This window comes from Rhodococcus sp. NPDC056743, from assembly GCF_042790355.1.
In the GTDB taxonomy this organism is placed as follows: Bacteria; Actinomycetota; Actinomycetes; order Mycobacteriales; family Mycobacteriaceae; genus Rhodococcus_F.
Map to the genome: position 1 here is coordinate 843352 of NZ_JBHTZI010000001.1, position 17632 is coordinate 860983.

11 protein-coding genes are annotated in these 17632 nt (G+C 61.5%); all 11 read left to right on the top strand.

What is annotated here, in order from left to right; translation table 11 throughout:
- The 11 genes from ACFRFQ_RS03860 to ACFRFQ_RS03910 all read left to right on the top strand — a co-directional run bounded on the left by ACFRFQ_RS03860 (window position 1) and on the right by ACFRFQ_RS03910 (window position 17585).
- Window positions 1-861: an ABC transporter permease gene (locus tag ACFRFQ_RS03860; RefSeq protein WP_033236461.1), complete on the top strand. Its 861-nt coding sequence runs from the start codon at window positions 1-3 to the stop codon at window positions 859-861.
- Complete coding sequence (locus ACFRFQ_RS03865) at window positions 858-2219, top strand: MCE family protein (RefSeq protein ID WP_378653538.1); 1362 nt, start codon at window positions 858-860, stop codon at window positions 2217-2219. Before ACFRFQ_RS03860 ends, ACFRFQ_RS03865 begins: the two co-directional genes overlap by 4 nt.
- Complete coding sequence (locus ACFRFQ_RS03870; protein WP_138869644.1) at window positions 2216-3295, top strand: MCE family protein; 1080 nt, start codon at window positions 2216-2218, stop codon at window positions 3293-3295. The genes ACFRFQ_RS03865 and ACFRFQ_RS03870 overlap by 4 nt, the downstream gene beginning before the upstream one ends.
- Complete coding sequence (locus ACFRFQ_RS03875) at window positions 3292-4287, top strand: MCE family protein (RefSeq protein WP_378653227.1); 996 nt, start codon at window positions 3292-3294, stop codon at window positions 4285-4287. The genes ACFRFQ_RS03870 and ACFRFQ_RS03875 overlap by 4 nt, the downstream gene beginning before the upstream one ends.
- Window positions 4287-5534, top strand: coding sequence for an MCE family protein (locus tag ACFRFQ_RS03880; RefSeq protein ID WP_378653229.1), 1248 nt, complete (start codon window positions 4287-4289; stop codon window positions 5532-5534). The genes ACFRFQ_RS03875 and ACFRFQ_RS03880 overlap by 1 nt, the downstream gene beginning before the upstream one ends.
- Complete coding sequence (locus ACFRFQ_RS03885) at window positions 5531-6763, top strand: MCE family protein (RefSeq protein ID WP_378653231.1); 1233 nt, start codon at window positions 5531-5533, stop codon at window positions 6761-6763. Before ACFRFQ_RS03880 ends, ACFRFQ_RS03885 begins: the two co-directional genes overlap by 4 nt.
- The gene (locus tag ACFRFQ_RS03890; protein WP_378653233.1) at window positions 6760-8007 is read left to right on the top strand and encodes an MCE family protein; all 1248 of its coding nucleotides are present in this window, start codon (window positions 6760-6762) and stop codon (window positions 8005-8007) included. Before ACFRFQ_RS03885 ends, ACFRFQ_RS03890 begins: the two co-directional genes overlap by 4 nt.
- Before the next feature lie 102 nt (window positions 8008-8109).
- A complete protein-coding gene (locus ACFRFQ_RS03895) occupies window positions 8110-8766 on the top strand; it encodes a hypothetical protein (protein ID WP_378653236.1) in 657 nt (218 codons plus the stop codon).
- Between the two features lie 54 nt (window positions 8767-8820).
- The gene (locus tag ACFRFQ_RS03900; RefSeq protein ID WP_378653238.1) at window positions 8821-9573 is read left to right on the top strand and encodes a hypothetical protein; all 753 of its coding nucleotides are present in this window, start codon (window positions 8821-8823) and stop codon (window positions 9571-9573) included.
- 433 nt (window positions 9574-10006) lie between these two features.
- Window positions 10007-13513 carry a DNA-directed RNA polymerase subunit beta gene (rpoB, locus tag ACFRFQ_RS03905; protein WP_378653241.1) on the top strand — a complete coding sequence of 1169 codons (3507 nt, stop codon included), beginning with the start codon at window positions 10007-10009 and terminating at the stop codon, window positions 13511-13513.
- 115 nt (window positions 13514-13628) lie between these two features.
- On the top strand, window positions 13629-17585 hold the full coding sequence (locus ACFRFQ_RS03910) for a DNA-directed RNA polymerase subunit beta' (protein ID WP_378653243.1): 3957 nt from the start codon (window positions 13629-13631) through the stop codon (window positions 17583-17585).
- The last annotated feature ends 47 nt before the right edge of the window (window positions 17586-17632 follow it).

The following is a 17632-nucleotide window of genomic DNA, read 5'->3' on the forward strand; positions in this document are numbered from 1 at the left end:
ATGACCATCGCACGAGGCCGCGGCGATCAGTTTCTGCTGAAAAGCCGCAAAGTAGCCAGAATGCCGCTCAACGTGCTTGATCGCGCGGGTGAGCAGATGTCGTTCTACGCGCGGGCCATCGCCTGGACACCGCGCACACTGCACCGCTACCGCAAGGAAACATTGCGCCTGCTGGCTGAAGTGACCTTCGGCAGTGGAGCGTTGGCCGTCATCGGTGGAACTATCGGCGTCATCGCGATGATGTCCGGGTTCACCGGCGTCGTCGTGGGATTGCAGGGGTTCGCGGCGCTGGAACAGTTGGGTAGCTCGGTCCTGACCGGCTTCCTGTCTGCGTACGTCAATACCCGTGAGATCGCGCCGATCGTTGCCGCGCTGGCCCTTTCAGCGACCGTCGGGTGTGGTTTCACCGCACAACTCGGAGCTATGCGTATCTCCGAGGAGATCGACGCGCTCGAGGTGATGGCGGTTCCGTCGGTTCCCTTCCTGGTGACGACTCGCATGATCGCCGGCTTTGTCGCCGTCATCCCGCTCTATATCGTCGGCTTGCTTGCCGCCTACCTGGCTTCGCGCGTAATCAGCACGGTGTTCAACGGTCAGTCGACGGGGTCTTATGATCACTACTTCAACTTGTTCCTGCCACCGCAGGACGTGCTGTATTCGTTTGCGAAGGTCCTGGTCTTCGCGTTCGTTCTGATTCTGATCCACTGCTACTACGGATTTCACGCTTCGGGTGGCCCGGCCGGCGTCGGTGTGGCCGTCGGGCGCGCCGTTCGTGCGGCAATCGTGACTATCGCAGTGCTGGACTTCTTCCTCAGCCTCGCAATTTGGGGAACTACGACAACAGTGAGGGTGGCCGGATGATCGAGGCTCCGTCTGTTCTGCGCCGTCGTGTGCTGGGAATTGTGTTCTTCGTTGTGTTGGCACTGTTCCTCACTTTCACGATCGGGGCGTTCAATAAGACGTTTACAGACGTGGTGAAGGTCGATCTCCTGTCCGATTCCGTCGGAAATGCGTTACCTCCCAACGCAGATGTCAAGGTTCGTGGAATGTTGGTCGGAGAGGTGCGATCCGCGTCGACGACCGATGGCGTCGTCACGTCGGTCCTCGCGATCGAGCCGGACAAGGCCGAGTTGATTCCCTCCGACGCGACGGCTCGTTTGCTTCCGAAGACGCTGTTCGGTGAGCGATACGTGTCGCTGATCATCCCGGAAGGGACAACGGCTCCGCCAATATCGGCCGGCACTGTGCTCCATCAGGACAAGAGCGGCAATGCGATCGAGGTCGGCGAGGTCTTGGACGGGTTGCTCCCGTTGCTGCAGGCCATACCGCCGCAGGATCTGGCGAACACCCTCGGCTCGCTGGCACAAGGCTTGACCGGTCGCGGAGCTGAGCTGGGATTCACGGTGGACCGTCTCGAGGAAATTTTCCGTGAGGTCAACACGGAACTTCCGGCTCTGCAGGAGGATCTGCGCAAGTTCGCCGACTTCTCGCAGACTTATTCGGAGGCCGCGCCGGATCTGGTGAACGCTCTCGACACTCTGCGCACCACCGGAAACACCGTGGTGGAGAAGCAGAAACAGGTCAACACTCTGTTGGCTTCGCTGACGGCGACGTCGTCGACCACTGCGGCGTTCCTCGAGACGAACGCGCAGTCGATCATCACCTTTGCCGCAGACTCCCGCGAGGCACTGCAACTGCTCGCGCAGTACTCGCCGACGTTCGGATGCACCTTCAAGGGTTTCTCCGACACTGCGCCGGAGGCTGCCAAGATCTTGTCGGTGGACGCGCCCAACCCCGGTGTCCGCGCGAACATTCAGATTGTTAATCCGAAGGGGCGCTACATCCCCAACCAGGACGAGCCCCGACTGGTCGACAATCGCGGACCGGTTTGCTACGACAATGTCACCGAGCCCGGTCGACCGTTCCCGCAGTATCCCGGCGGTTCGTACGGCGACGGCTCTTATCAGGTTCCCTCACGTAACGGCGGTCCGGAAACACTGCAGTTCCTGCCGGCTCCGGAAGGTTCGGGACCGCAGATGTTCTCGACCAACACCACAGGTCCGGTGCAGCAAGCCGGATACGCGGGCTCGCAACTCGAAGAGGATACGTTGAAGGTCATCTACGGCCAGGCTAATGGTGTTGCACCGGAGAATATTCCGTCGTGGACCACCATGGTCAGCGCTCCCGCTTTCACCGGTGCGGAGGTGAGCTTCCAATGAGAGGTCTTGCAGCACCGCTGACCAAGCTCATCATTTTTGTGGTCGTCACGATCCTGGCAACAGGCTTGCTGGCGGCGAGTATCGCAAACCTCGGAGGAGGCGGCGGGACCAAGTTCAATGCCGTGTTTTCCGACGTCACCTCACTGAACGAGGGCGACGAGGTTCGGATTGCCGGCGTGCGGGTCGGCCAGGTCGAGAAGATCGCCATCGTCAATGACAACCAGGCCGAAGTGCAGTTCTCGGTTTCCGATCGAGATTGGTTGCCGGCCAGTTCCATTGCCACGATTCGCTTCCGGAACCTGGTCGGTCAGCGTTACATCTCGTTGTCTCAGGGTGAAGGCAGCCAGGGCAAGAAGCTGACCGCAGGCGAAACACTCCCTCTCGAGCAGACCCGACCGGCCGTCAACCTCACGACGCTGTTCAACGGTTTCAAGCCGTTGTTCACGACGCTGAGCGCCGACGACGTCAACAAGCTGTCGTACCAGATCATCCAGGTTTTCCAAGGTGAATCGGGAACCATCAGCGAACTCGTCCGCAACACCGCGAGCCTGACAAACACCGTGGCGGACAAGGACATTGTCATCGGTGCGGTGATCAAGAACCTCAACGAAGTGCTGTCGACGGTGAACGCGAACGACAAGAATCTCGATTCGCTCATCGTCAACACACAGCAGCTGGTCACCGGACTTGCAAACGAACGCGGAGTTGTCGGCTCTGCAGTCACCTCGCTTGCCGGACTGACGGATGCAACAGCGGACCTGCTGGAGCCGACGCGACCGTCGATCCAGGGATCGATCACGGCACTGGACACACTGGCGACAACGCTGAACCGTCGTAGCGACGATGTGAATGCAGTGCTCGAGACCTTGCCCGTCAAGCTCGACAAGTTGGCCAGGGTCGCAAGCTACGGTTCATGGTTCCAGTTTTACCTGTGCGGAATCGACATCGTTGCAGGTCCCGGCCAGTCGGCTTCGCTGAACCTGCCGACCGGGTTGCCGACTGTCAATATGCCGATCTACACCAACGCGGCCAAGCGATGCACTCAAGACGGAATGAAGGAGTTGCAGGGCCGATGAAAAAGCGTCGTAGTCCGGCAATGGCCGGCGCCATAGGCATCGTCGTGGTGCTTCTCGCAACGGTGTCCGCCTTCTTTCTGGATTCGCTCCCCTTTGTCGGCGCCGGGTCTTCGTACGCGGCAGAATTCTCGGAAGCTGCGGGGCTCAAGCCCGGTAACGAGGTCCGCATCGCAGGTGTGAAGGTCGGCAAGGTGACATCAGTCGATCTTGACGGTGACCGCGTTCTGGTCGACTTCAAGGTCAAAGATGCGTGGGTCGGCGATCAGACGTCGGCGTCCATCCAGATCAAGACGATTCTGGGGCAGAAGTACTTGGCGCTGGATCCGCGCGGTACCGAAAATCTGAACCCGAAGGACAGAATTCCGTTGCAGCGCACGACGGCTCCGTACGACGTTGTCGAGGCTTTCTCGTCGGCCGCCGACACCGTCGGTGACATCGACACGGACCAGTTGGCGCAGAGTATGGAGACGTTGTCGCAGGCCTTCTCAGAGACGCCGGATGACGTCCGGGCATCGCTCGACGGGGTGAGCCGGTTGTCGCAGACAATTGCGAGCCGTGATCAGGACCTGCAGAAACTGTTCGAGGCCACGGGGAAGACGTCGCAGATCCTGGCGGACCGGAACAAAGAGTTCACGCAACTGATCAGCGACGGCGCTCTGCTGGTGCAGGAGTTGAACAACCGCCAGCAGGCGATCTCTCAGTTGCTCACCGGAACTCAGCGGGTGTCACAGCAACTCACCGGATTGGTTCGAGACAACGAAGCGGCAATCGGGCCGGCGTTGACGCAACTCAACGGTGTCATCGACATCCTGGAAGCCAACAACGAGAACTTGGACAAGGCTCTGAAGCTCTACGAACCCTTTATTCGCCTGTACGCCAACGTGGTCGGCAACGGCCGTTGGTTCGACCAGGTTGTTGTCAACCTTCTTCCGCCTGGCCTGCCTCTGATTCCGGGCCCTCGTGATCCGATTCGCACGTTGGGAGGTAACTGATGGCTGATATCACCGAAGCCGAAAGTGGCTCCAAGAAGCGAACTCTGGCGATCGTTGCCGCAGCGTTGGTCGGTGTCATGGTTGTCGGTGGCGCCCTGTGGTGGGTGTTCACCCGCGCCGGCACAACAACGATCACGGCGTACTTCGACAAGTCCATCGGCATCTACGACGGTTCCGACGTCCGGGTTCTGGGTGTGAAGGTCGGCACTGTCACCTCGGTGGAGCCGCAGGGTGATCAGGTCAAGGTCGACCTCCGGGTGGATCGCGGAATCGATATACCGGCGGATGCCAATGCGGCACAGGTGACTCCGTCAGTGGTGGCGGACCGCTACATTCAGTTGACTCCGGTGTTCACCGGCGGCAACAAGATGACCAGCGGTTCAGTGATTCCGATTGAGCGGACCGCCACCCCGGTCGAGGTCGATCAGTTGTACGCGAGCATCAACGACCTCGCGTCGGCGCTCGGACCGGAAGGTGCCAACAAGGACGGCGCGCTGTCCAAGTTCGTCGAGACCGGTGCCGCGAACCTCGACGGAAACGGTGCCGCGTTGGGGGAGAGCATCACCCAGTTGTCCGATGCGGCTCGCACGTTGAACGACTCGCGCGACAACATCGCCGTCACCATCAAGAATCTCAACACGTTTGTCGGAGCGTTGGCCACCAACGATCAGCAGGTGCGCCAGTTCAACACTCAATTGTCCGACCTCACCGGATTTCTGGCCGGTGAACGCGACGATCTCGGTGCCGCTCTGAATCAGTTGTCCTTGGCTCTCGGTGATGTCGCGAAATTCGTGGCAGACAATCGTGATCAGTTGGCGACCACAGCGGAAGGCCTGATTGCGCCGACGCAGACGTTGGCGAACAACAAGGAAGCGCTCGCGAACACCTTGACCATGTTGCCGCTCGCTATCTCCAATCTGGTGAACTCGTACGACGCCGAATCCGGTGTTCTCGCTTCACGTCTGGCATTCCCGGACTTGCAGAATCCGGCTGAGGTGATGTGCAAGTTGATGGATCTCGGCAAACTGGTTCCGGGTAATCCTCAATTCGAAGAGTTGGGACGGCAGATGCAGCCCGCCATTGATCAGTGTGTGGCGGTAGCAGCCATGACCGATGCGGCCGACCAGGCCAAGAACATGAATCTTCCGTTCGGCATCCTGGCCGGTCCGGAGCGTCAGATGCAGGTAGTGCCCGGCACCGTTCCTGGTGTCGTGTCACCGCGACTGAGCAGCGGGGAGGGCGAGTGAAGCGCACAGTGATTGCCGGTGCTGGGCTTGTAGTCCTGCTCGGTGCAAGTGCTTGCTCATCGGAGGGGATCTATGCCGTTCCGCTCCCGGGTGGCCCTGACGTCGGTTCGAATCCCATGAACCTGACCATCCAGTTCGACGACGTCCTCGATCTTGTTCCGCAGTCCGCGGTCAAGGTGGACGGAGTTCCGGTCGGTCGGGTGGAGAAGATCGGGGTGGGTCCGGACGGATGGACCGCCGATGTGGGGATCATCCTGGATTCCTCGGTGGATTTGCCGGCCAATGCCGTTGCGGCCGTGGAACAGACCAACTTGCTCGGTGAGAAGTTCATTCAGCTGTCGGCTCCGCCGAGTGGAGCGGACACAACCGCGAAGCTGGCAGACGGTGACTTGATTCCGTTGGATCGCACGCGTCACGCCACCGAGATCGAACAGGTTCTCGGTGCATTGTCGCTGCTGCTCAACGGCGGCGGTGTCGGCCAGTTGCAGCCCATCGTCAAGGAACTCGGCGCGGCATTCGACGGACGTGAAGGAAAGACGAGAAGTCTTCTGGAACAGGCAAATACTCTGATCGGCGGCCTGAACGAACAGCGCGAGGACATTACTCGCGCGCTCGACGGTCTCGACGTGTTGTCCAGTCGTGTCAACGAGCAGAACGACAAGATCGCCAAGATCCTCGACGAACTCCCGGTGGCAACAGCGGTACTCAATGAGCAGCGACCGCAGTTGACGCAGATGCTCGCGCAGGTGGACCGCCTCGGAACCGTCGGAACCGACGTCTTGACACAGTCAAAGGACGATCTGATCGCGGATCTTCAGGCATTGCGGCCGACGCTGCAGGCCTTGGCAGATTCGGGTGACGACTTCGTGGGCGCCCTGCCCTTCCTGCCGACCTTCCCGTTCCCGGACGGAGTGGAGAAGATCGCTCAGGGCGGATCGGTGAATCTGTTCCTGGCTGTCGACCTGCAAATCGGTAACACGCTCTCCGGACTTGGTGTCGGGCAGGGAGATCCCGAGTACCGCCAGCCCAAGTTCGGTGATCCCAAGCCGGTGGTGGATCCGTCCAATCCGTACTACAACGGAAACGGCCCACGGCCGGGATGGCCCACAGTGTCACTGCTCCCGATCGCACCGATCCTGCCGCAGTTGCCGGTAGCACCGACAGTCGGCGCCCCGCTCAACCCCATCCAGGGAATGCTGGATCAGTTCGGAATCGGTGGTGGACAATGAGATCGGCTCTGGTCAGATGGCAGCTCGTCGGCTTCGTGTTGGTGGCGCTCCTCGGGCTCGTCTATGTGGGCGGCAAGTACGTTCGCCTCGACAATCTCCTGGGTTTCGGGCAGTACACGGTCAAGACGGAACTGCAGACGTCAGGCGGCATCTTCACCAATGCCGAAGTGACGTATCGCGGTGTGCCGGTGGGGCGGGTCGGCGACTTGTCGTTGACGGAGGACGGGATCGAAGTCGATCTGAAGATCGACAACAATGCCCCGCAGATCCCGGCGTCGACGAGGGCCGTCGTGGCCAACCGTTCGGCAATCGGCGAACAGTTCGTCGATCTGGTCCCCGATACCGATCAGGGCCCGTTCCTCGAGGACGGTTCGGTGATCGCAGTGGGGGACACCGCGACGCCGGTTCCAGTGGAGGAAGTGTTGACCAGTGCCAACGGTCTGGTCCATTCCGTGCCCGTCGACGCTCTGCACACGGTCGCAGTCGAGCTCGGTGCAGCCTTCAACGGCAAGGGTGAGGACATTCAGGTTCTGGCCGACTCGTTGTCCGGGCTCTCGCAGTCCGGCCTCGACACTTTGCCTCAGACACTCGGATTGATCCGGGACAGCCAGACGGTACTCACGACCCAGTCGGACCAATCGTCGTCGATCAAGCAGTTCAGCGCCGACCTCGATGTCATTGCCGCACAACTACGGACCAGCGATCCCGACATCAGGCGTCTGATCGACAATGGCATCCCAGCCAGTGAGCAGATCGGGGCGCTCGTCAACGAGACCGGGCCGGCGCTGACAACGGACCTGACCAACCTGGCAGCGGTCACCAAGACGTTGGCGCCTCGAGCAATTGCGTTGCAACCGTTCCTGATCTTCCTACCCGGCTTGGCTGCGGCCGCGCCGACGGTGGCTCCTGGTGACGGAACCGTGCATCAAGGGCTGGTGCTGGAGACCAACAATCCGCTGTCGTGCACCGTCGGATACGAAGGCACCATGGCGATTCTCGCCGACATGAAGCGTCAGGATCCCAACTTCGACGACACGCAGCAGGATTTCCCGTTGAACACCGCGGCGTCGTGTGAGGTGCCGTTGGGCAGCGAGACGGGCGTTCGCAGTGCCAATCGGGTTATCTACGCCGATCCCGGCACGATTCAACCGTGGGACTTCACACCGAAGGTCGATCCTGACAAGTTGAATCTCAATCCGATCGCTACCCAGTTGGCGCCGATTCTCGGAGTGACGCCGAAGTAAAGTGCCCCAAGATGCGCTATTGGGTTGGGGCAGTTGAGGATTCACGGCGGTGAAGCATGTGCCGCCAGAGTCCGGACAGAACAAGTAAGTAGGGTAGTGAACGTGATTCAGAAAAGCAGTCCGAAGGGGGTGACGGCGCCGCTGGTTGCGGTCGGCGTTCTCCTCGTAGCCGCACTTGTTGCGCTAGGTGTGTTCGGCGTCCCGTACGTGAAGGCGCTGACCACCGACCGCACCACCGCAGAGATTCGCGACGAGGCGCTGATCGGCGCCCAGCAGGTTGCGATCAACCTCAACAACGCAGACTCGGCGAATCTCGATGCGTCGATCGAGACCATGCGGTCTTCGGTCACCGGCGACGAGATGACGGTGTATCTCCAGAGCGTTCAAGACTCCATCACGGACGAACTGCGGAACTCCGGGTCCAAGGCCGATGCCGAGGTGATGTCGGCTGCGCTCACCGAACTCAACACCGATGACAGGACTGCGACGGCTCTTGTCGTCGTGAAGGTCACCACTACCCAAGGCAACCAGTACGTGAAGAATCAAGTCGGCATGCGATTGGGCATGGTCGAGGTGGACGGTATCTGGAAAGCTCAGTCGGCCGAACCTGTCGGCAGCCGGATCGATCTGGAGTCGGGCACATTGCCGGGCGCCGACGGCACCGGTAGTTCCGACGGGTCGACGCCGGCAACCGAGGATGCACCAGCGTCCACCGAGGCGCCAGCACCGAGCGTAGGGGGCGATTCAGGTGGCCAGTAGTCAGCCTCGATCAGCCATCCGAACTCGTTCAGCCATGCCAAGGAGAAGCGCGTAATGCCACCGAAGCGCAGAGTCGGTATGCCGGCAAATCAGAACCGTCGGCCGAAGATAGCCGGATCCGCCCGCTCGCTGAACGTCCCCGCGGGGACGTCGTCCGAGGAACCGGAGAATGTCGAGGCGGTCGAGGCCGAGGCAGTCGAAGCTAAACCAGTCGAAACCAAGGCGGCGGCCCCGAAGGTAAGTATCCGGAAGGAAGCCAAGCCCAGTCCGGAGAAGGAACCGCCCGCGCCGGAGTCCGACGAAACTAAGCAGACGAGTCGTACCTCGTGGCCGCTGGTTGTCGGGGTAGGGGCAGCAGCGGTGGTAGTCGCGGTCCTCGCGGGTCTGGCGTTCTTCAAGGTCGGCGCCCAGATGGATGACGTGGCGTGGGTCGACGAGGGTGCGACGGCTGAGGTGCTGCGGGTTACTCCGCCGGCGCTGGAAGCGGTGTTCACGTTTGCACCCAGCACGTTCGACGCTGATTTCGACAAGGGCTTGCAGGGCCTGAACCAGGCCATGCGTGATCAGCTGACGCAGTACAAGGACACCCAGAAGGCGGGCGTCGAACAGACTCAGACGGCAACGACAGCGGATGTCACGGAGATCGGTGTCACCCGGCTCGAAGAGGACCGAGCGCAACTGCTCGCGCAGTTGAACGTGAGTTCCACTCAAAGTGGTGTCGCTGCCGATTCTCGGTCCGGGATGGTTGTCGTCAGCTTGGAGAAGCAGGACGGTAATTGGCTGATCTCGGAGATCCGCGACCGCTGACAAATGTGTGCGACGAGCTGGACCGGACTTGGATTCCGGTCCAGTTTTTCGTATCCGGGACGGTGACTGGCTACACTACCGACGACGGTGTTCGAATCGAGTCGGTCGACTGTTCGAATGCCACGACTTACCTCGGCGCTCTTGACGGGGCGGTCCGTAAGGTCCACTCTGATCGGTGAACATGCACGGACGAGTGATCGGCAGTCTCACGTCAGCACCTGAATCAGACCCTCAGCTACACCCGACTCGACATTTCCTGAGTAAGGGTGTACTTTTGGACGTTGCGCTGGCTGCCTCCTGTCCACCCCTCGTCTCAACCGCTGCGAAGTCAAGTACTTCTTGCTTTCTGCGACGGGTTTCGTTCGGGTTGTAACCAGCGAAATTCGAAGCAGATACAGCGGCGGTCGCAACAGTACGGAGCGGCCCGCGTGAGGTGCTGGAAGGACGCATCTTGGCAGTCTCTAGCCAGACCAAGGCAGTTTCCGGAATCCCCGGAGCCCCGAAGAGGGTTTCGTTCGCGAAAGTTCGCGAACCCCTCGAAGTTCCCGGGCTTCTTGATGTTCAAACCGATTCGTTCGAGTGGTTGATCGGCGCGCAGAGTTGGCGCGAACGAGCAGCAGCTCTCGGCGACAATGCAGTGTCCGGCGGTCTCGAAGACATCCTCGCGGAGCTTTCTCCGATCGAGGATTTCTCCGGCTCTATGTCACTCTCCTTCTCTGATCCTCGATTCGACGAGGTCAAGGCCTCGACGGACGAGTGCAAAGACAAGGACATGACCTACGCGGCGCCGTTGTTCGTCACCGCGGAGTTCATCAACAACAACACTGGTGAGATCAAGAGCCAGACGGTCTTCATGGGTGATTTCCCGATGATGACCGACAAGGGCACCTTCATCATCAACGGCACGGAGCGCGTGGTTGTCTCGCAGCTCGTGCGTTCCCCCGGTGTGTACTTCGACAAGAGTGTCGACAAGAGCACCGAGAAGGACCTGCACAGCGTCAAGGTGATCCCCGGTCGCGGCGCATGGCTCGAGTTCGACGTCGACAAGCGTGACACCGTTGGTGTCCGCATCGACCGTAAGCGTCGCCAGCCCGTCACCGTCCTGCTCAAGGCACTCGGCTGGACCACGGAGCAGATCACGGAGCGCTTCGGCTTCTCCGAGATCCTCATGGCCACGCTGGAGAAGGACAACACCGCCGGCACCGATGAGGCGTTGCTCGACATCTACCGCAAGCTGCGTCCGGGCGAGCCCCCCACCAAGGAGAGCGCGCAAACCCTTCTGGAGAACCTGTTCTTCAAGGACAAGCGTTACGACCTCGCTCGCGTGGGTCGTTACAAGATCAACAAGAAGCTCGGCCTCAACGCAGGTCAGCCGATTGTTGCATCGACGCTGACCGAAGAAGACATCGTCGCCACCGTCGAGTACCTCGTGCGTTTGCACGCTGGTGACACCTCGATGACGGCACCGGACGGCGTCGAGGTTCCCGTTGAGGTCGACGACATCGACCACTTCGGTAACCGTCGTCTGCGCACCGTCGGTGAGCTCATCCAGAACCAGATCCGCGTGGGCCTGTCCCGCATGGAGCGTGTTGTTCGTGAGCGCATGACCACGCAGGACGTCGAGGCAATTACGCCTCAGACCCTGATCAACATCCGCCCGGTCGTCGCTGCGATCAAGGAGTTCTTCGGAACGTCCCAGCTGTCGCAGTTCATGGACCAGAACAACCCGCTGTCGGGGCTGACGCACAAGCGTCGTCTGTCTGCCCTCGGCCCGGGTGGTCTGTCCCGTGAGCGCGCCGGCCTCGAGGTTCGTGACGTTCACGCGTCGCACTACGGCCGCATGTGCCCGATCGAGACCCCGGAAGGCCCGAACATCGGCCTGATCGGTTCGCTGTCGGTGTACGCACGCGTCAACCCGTTCGGCTTCATCGAGACGCCGTACCGCCGGGTTGTCGACGGTCAGGTCACCGATCAGGTCGATTACCTGACCGCTGACGAAGAGGACCGCCACGTCGTCGCACAGGCCAACTCGGCCATCGACCGTGACGGCCGCTTCACCGACGCGAAGATTCTCGTTCGTCGTAAGGGTGGCGAGGTCGAGTTCGTCTCGTCCTCCGACATCGACTACATGGACGTGTCGCCGCGCCAGATGGTGTCCGTCGCTACCGCGATGATCCCGTTCCTCGAGCACGACGATGCAAACCGCGCCCTGATGGGTGCGAACATGCAGCGTCAGGCTGTTCCGCTGGTTCGCAGCGAAGCGCCTCTCGTCGGTACCGGCATGGAGCTGCGTGCAGCTGTCGACGCCGGTGACGTCGTCATCACCGAGAAGACCGGTGTCGTCGAAGAGGTCTCCGCGGACTACATCACGGTCATGGCCGATGACGGAAGCCGCAAGACGTACCGGATGCGCAAGTTCGCGCGTTCCAACCAGGGCACGTGCGCCAACCAGCGTCCGATCGTGGACGAGGGACAGCGCGTCGACGCCGGCCAGGTCCTCGCTGACGGCCCTTGCACCGAAAACGGTGAAATGGCTCTCGGTAAGAACCTGCTCCTGGCGATCATGCCGTGGGAAGGCCACAACTACGAGGACGCGATCATCCTGTCGCAGCGCCTCGTGGAAGAGGACGTCCTGACCTCGATTCACATCGAGGAGCACGAGATCGATGCCCGCGACACCAAGCTCGGTGCCGAGGAAATCACTCGCGACATCCCGAACGTCTCCGACGAGGTCCTCGCCGACCTCGACGAGCGCGGCATCATCCGTATCGGTGCCGAGGTTCGTGACGGCGACGTGCTGGTCGGAAAGGTCACGCCGAAGGGCGAGACCGAGCTGACCCCCGAAGAGCGCCTCCTTCGCGCCATCTTCGGTGAGAAGGCTCGCGAGGTTCGTGACACGTCCCTCAAGGTTCCTCACGGTGAGACCGGCAAGGTCATCGGCATCCGCGTCTTCTCGCGCGATGACGACGACGATCTGCCTCCCGGTGTCAACGAGCTCGTTCGCGTGTACGTGGCCCAGAAGCGCAAGATCCAGGACGGCGACAAGCTCGCCGGCCGCCACGGCAACAAGGGTGTTATCGGCAAGATCCTCCCGCAGGAAGACATGCCGTTCCTTTCGGACGGCACGCCTGTCGACATCATCCTGAACACGCACGGCGTCCCGCGTCGTATGAACATCGGTCAGGTCCTGGAGACCCACCTCGGGTGGATCGGCAAGACCGGCTGGAATGTTCAGATCGCCGCTGACGGCACTCGTCCGGATTGGGCTTCGACCCTGCCGGAAGAGATGCTCGCCGCTCCCGCCGACTCGAACATCGCCACCCCGGTGTTCGACGGTGCGAAGGAAGACGAGCTCACTGGTCTCCTCGAGTCCACGTTGCCGAACCGCGACGGCGAGCAGATGGTCGGCCCCGACGGAAAGGCCACGTTGTTCGACGGCCGCTCCGGCGAGCCGTTCCCGTACCCGGTCTCGGTCGGTTACATGTACATCATCAAGCTGCACCACTTGGTCGACGACAAGATCCACGCTCGTTCGACCGGCCCGTACTCGATGATCACGCAGCAGCCTCTCGGCGGTAAGGCCCAGTTCGGTGGCCAGCGCTTCGGTGAGATGGAGTGCTGGGCTATGCAGGCCTACGGCGCGGCTTACACGCTGCAGGAACTGCTGACCATCAAGTCGGACGACGTGGTTGGTCGCGTGAAGGTGTACGAAGCCATCGTCAAGGGCGAGAACATCCCGGAACCCGGCATCCCCGAGTCGTTCAAGGTGCTCCTCAAGGAGCTCCAGTCGCTCTGCCTCAACGTGGAGGTGCTGTCCTCGGACGGCGCGGCCATCACGATGGCGGACGGCGACGACGAGGACTTGGAGCGAGCTGCGGCGAACTTGGGCATCAACCTGTCCAGGAACGAAGCGGCAACGGTCGACGACCTCGCGAACTAGGTTTCGGTCCCCGGGTTGCTCTGCGGAGCGGCCCGGGGGCGTAGTTCACATTTGAATTGGCAGTCAGGTTGCCGGGTGACCGGCAACCGTAACCCCAACGGGGAAAGGAAGTTACGTGCTCGACGTCAACTTCTTCGATGAACTCCGCATTGGCTTGGCCAGCGCAGAGGACATCCGCAATTGGTCCTACGGCGAGGTCAAGAAGCCGGAGACCATCAACTACCGCACGCTCAAGCCCGAGAAGGACGGCCTCTTCTGCGAGAAGATCTTCGGCCCCACCCGGGACTGGGAGTGCTACTGCGGTAAGTACAAGCGTGTCCGCTTCAAGGGCATCATCTGTGAGCGCTGTGGCGTCGAGGTCACTCGCGCCAAGGTTCGTCGTGAGCGCATGGGTCACATCGAACTGGCCGCACCGGTCACGCACATCTGGTACTTCAAGGGTGTGCCGAGCCGCCTCGGTTACCTGCTCGACCTGGCTCCGAAGGATCTCGAAAAGATCATCTACTTCGCGGCCTACGTCATTGTCGGCGTCGACGAGGAGCTCCGTCACAACGAGCTGTCCACCCTCGAAGCCGAGATGCAGGTCGAGAAGAAGGCTGTCGCCGATCAGCGCGACGCCGATCTCGAGGCACGCGCGCAGAAGCTCGAAGCCGATATCGCCGAGCTGGAGGCAGAGGGCGCCAAGTCCGATGTCCGCCGCAAGGTCAAGGACGGCGGCGAACGCGAAATGCGTCAGCTCCGTGACCGCGCGCAGCGTGAGCTGGATCGTCTCGACGAGATCTGGAGCACCTTCACCAAGCTGAGCGTCAAGCAGCTCATCATCGACGAGCTCCTGTACCGCGAGCTGGTCGACCGTTACGGCGAGTACTTCACGGGTGCGATGGGCGCAGAGTCCATCCAGATCCTGATGCAGAACTTCGACCTCGACGCCGAGGCGGAGTCTCTTCGCGAGACCATCCGCAGCGGCAAGGGCCAGAAGAAGCTGCGTGCTCTCAAGCGCCTCAAGGTGGTTGCGGCTTTCCAGACCAACGGCAACTCGCCGATGGGCATGGTCCTCAACGCTGTTCCGGTGATCCCGCCGGAGCTTCGCCCGATGGTTCAGCTCGACGGTGGACGTTTCGCGACGTCCGACCTCAACGATCTGTACCGCCGTGTCATCAACCGCAACAACCGCCTCAAGCGACTGATCGACCTCGGTGCTCCCGAGATCATCGTCAACAACGAGAAGCGGATGCTGCAGGAGTCGGTCGACGCCCTGTTCGACAACGGTCGTCGTGGACGTCCGGTCACCGGACCGGGTAACCGCCCGCTGAAGTCCCTGAGCGATCTGCTCAAGGGCAAGCAGGGTCGTTTCCGTCAGAACCTCCTCGGAAAGCGCGTCGACTACTCGGGTCGTTCCGTGATCGTCGTCGGTCCTCAGCTCAAGCTGCACCAGTGTGGTCTGCCGAAGCTGATGGCTCTCGAGCTGTTCAAGCCGTTCGTGATGAAGCGTTTGGTCGATCTGAACCACGCGCAGAACATCAAGTCGGCCAAGCGCATGGTCGAGCGCAAGCGCGTCCAGGTGTGGGATGTCCTCGAAGAGGTCATCGCAGAGCACCCCGTGCTGCTCAACCGTGCACCTACGCTGCACCGTCTGGGTATCCAGGCGTTCGAGCCGCAGCTCGTCGAGGGCAAGGCCATTCAGCTCCACCCGCTGGTGTGTGAGGCCTTCAACGCCGACTTCGACGGTGACCAGATGGCTGTTCACCTTCCGCTGTCGGCAGAGGCTCAGGCCGAGGCACGCATCCTGATGCTGTCCTCGAACAACATCCTCTCGCCCGCTTCGGGTCGTCCGCTCGCTATGCCGCGTCTCGACATGGTGACCGGTCTGTTCCACCTGACGCGTCTCGACGACGGCGTTACGGGTGAGCTCGCTGCAGCTACGTCCGAGGGTCCGGAGCAGGGCGTGTACTCCAGCCCCGCCGAGGCTCAGATGGCTGTGGATCGTGGCGCGCTGACGGTTCAGTCGCAGATCAAGGTGCGTCTGACCAACCAGCGTCCGCCGCGTGATCGCGAAGCGGAACTGTTCCCCGAGGGCTGGAACTACGGCGACGGCTGGACCGCTGTCACCACTTTGGGTCGCGTGCTCTTCAACGAGCTGCTTCCGGCGGACTACCCGTTCGTCAACGAGCAGATGCCGAAGAAGCGCCAGGCAACGATCATCAACGATCTCGCCGAGCGTTACCCGATGATCGTGGTTGCTCAGACCGTCGACAAGCTCAAGGATGTCGGCTTCCACTGGGCAACGCGTTCCGGTGTCACCATCTCCATCTCGGACGTTCTGGTTCCGCCGGAGAAGCCTGCCATCATCGAGGACTTCGAGGCTCAGGCCGACAAGATCGAGAAGCAGTACCAGCGTGGTGCTTTGGACAAGAAGGAGCGCAACAGCGCTCTGGTCACCATTTGGCAGGAAGCGACCGAAAAGGTCGGCAAGGCCATGGAGGCTCACTTCCCCGACAACAACCCGATCCCGATGATCGTGAAGTCCGGTGCAGCCGGCAACATGACTCAGGTTCGTTCGCTTGCCGGTATGAAGGGCCTGGTGACAAACCCGAAGGGTGAGTTCATCCCGCGTCCGATCAAGTCTTCCTTCAAGGAAGGCCTGACCGTTCTCGAGTACTTCATCAACACGCACGGTGCTCGTAAGGGTCTGGCCGATACCGCTCTGCGTACCGCCGACTCGGGTTACCTGACCCGTCGTCTGGTGGACGTGTCGCAGGACGTCATCGTTCGCGAGACCGACTGTGGCACCGAGCGCGGCATCGTCACCACGATCTCGGAGAAGCAGGCCAACGGCTCGATCATCCGCGATGCTCATGTGGAGACCAGCACGTACGCCCGCACGCTGGCTGCCGACGCAATCGACGAGAACGGCAAGGTCATCGTCGAGCGTGGACACGATCTCGGTGACCCCGCGATCGACGCCCTGCTCGAGGCCGGCATCACGCAGGTCAAGGTCCGTTCGGTCCTGACCTGCACCACCGGCACCGGCGTCTGCGCCACTTGCTACGGCCGCTCCATGGCCACCGGCAAGCTGGTCGACATCGGTGAGGCTGTCGGTATTGTCGCCGCACAGTCGATCGGTGAGCCCGGTACCCAGCTGACCATGCGTACCTTCCACCAGGGTGGTGTGGCCGGTGCCGACATCACCGGTGGTCTGCCGCGTGTCCAGGAACTGTTCGAGGCACGTGTGCCGAAGGGCAAGGCTCCTATCGCGGACGTCACCGGTCGGGTACAGCTCGAAGACGGCGATCGTTTCTACAAGATCACGATCGTGCCGGACGACGGCGGTGAAGAGGTTGTCTACGACAAGCTCTCCAAGCGTCAGCGTCTGCGTAGCTTCAAGCACAGCGACGGCGAAGACCGCCTTCTGGCAGACGGTGACCACGTCGAGGTCGGACAGCAGCTCATGGAAGGTGCTGCCGATCCCCACGAGGTTCTGCGAGTCATGGGTCCGCGTCAGGTTCAGATCCACTTGGTCAACGAGGTCCAGGAGGTGTACCGGAGCCAGGGTGTGTCGATCCACGACAAGCACATCGAGGTCATCGTGCGCCAGATGCTTCGTCGCGTGACGATCATCGATTCCGGTGCCACCGAGTTCCTGCCCGGTTCGCTCACTGAGCGTGCCGAGTTCGAGTCGGCCAACCGCCGCGTTGTCGCTGAGGGCCGCGAGCCCGCAGCAGGCCGTCCGGTGCTCATGGGTATCACGAAGGCGTCGCTCGCGACGGATTCGTGGCTGTCCGCGGCATCGTTCCAGGAGACCACTCGTGTCTTGACCGACGCTGCAATCAACTGCCGCTCGGACAAGCTGATCGGTCTGAAGGAAAATGTCATCATCGGCAAGCTGATCCCTGCCGGTACCGGTATCAACCGTTACCGCAACATCCAGGTTCAGCCCACCGAAGAGGCCCGCGCCGCTGCTTACGCAGTGCCCGCGTACGACGACCAGTACTACAGCCCGGACGGCTTCGGCCAGAACACCGGTGCTGCAGTTCCGCTGGACGACTACGGCTTCAGCAACGACTACCGCTAGCGGTTAGTTCGTGAAAAATCCCCCGCCTCTGATGAGGCGGGGGATTT

What these genes read in the sequence shown, in the direction of transcription:
- ACFRFQ_RS03860 (WP_033236461.1), top strand. Translation starts at nt 1, where the DNA reads ATGACCATCGCACGAGGCCGCGGCGATCAGTTTCTGCTGAAAAGCCGC.
- ACFRFQ_RS03865 (WP_378653538.1), top strand. Translation starts at nt 858, where the DNA reads ATGATCGAGGCTCCGTCTGTTCTGCGCCGTCGTGTGCTGGGAATTGTG.
- ACFRFQ_RS03870 (WP_138869644.1), top strand. Translation starts at nt 2,216, where the DNA reads ATGAGAGGTCTTGCAGCACCGCTGACCAAGCTCATCATTTTTGTGGTC.
- ACFRFQ_RS03875 (WP_378653227.1), top strand. Translation starts at nt 3,292, where the DNA reads ATGAAAAAGCGTCGTAGTCCGGCAATGGCCGGCGCCATAGGCATCGTC.
- ACFRFQ_RS03880 (WP_378653229.1), top strand. Translation starts at nt 4,287, where the DNA reads ATGGCTGATATCACCGAAGCCGAAAGTGGCTCCAAGAAGCGAACTCTG.
- ACFRFQ_RS03890 (WP_378653233.1), top strand. Translation starts at nt 6,760, where the DNA reads ATGAGATCGGCTCTGGTCAGATGGCAGCTCGTCGGCTTCGTGTTGGTG.
- ACFRFQ_RS03900 (WP_378653238.1), top strand. Translation starts at nt 8,821, where the DNA reads ATGCCACCGAAGCGCAGAGTCGGTATGCCGGCAAATCAGAACCGTCGG.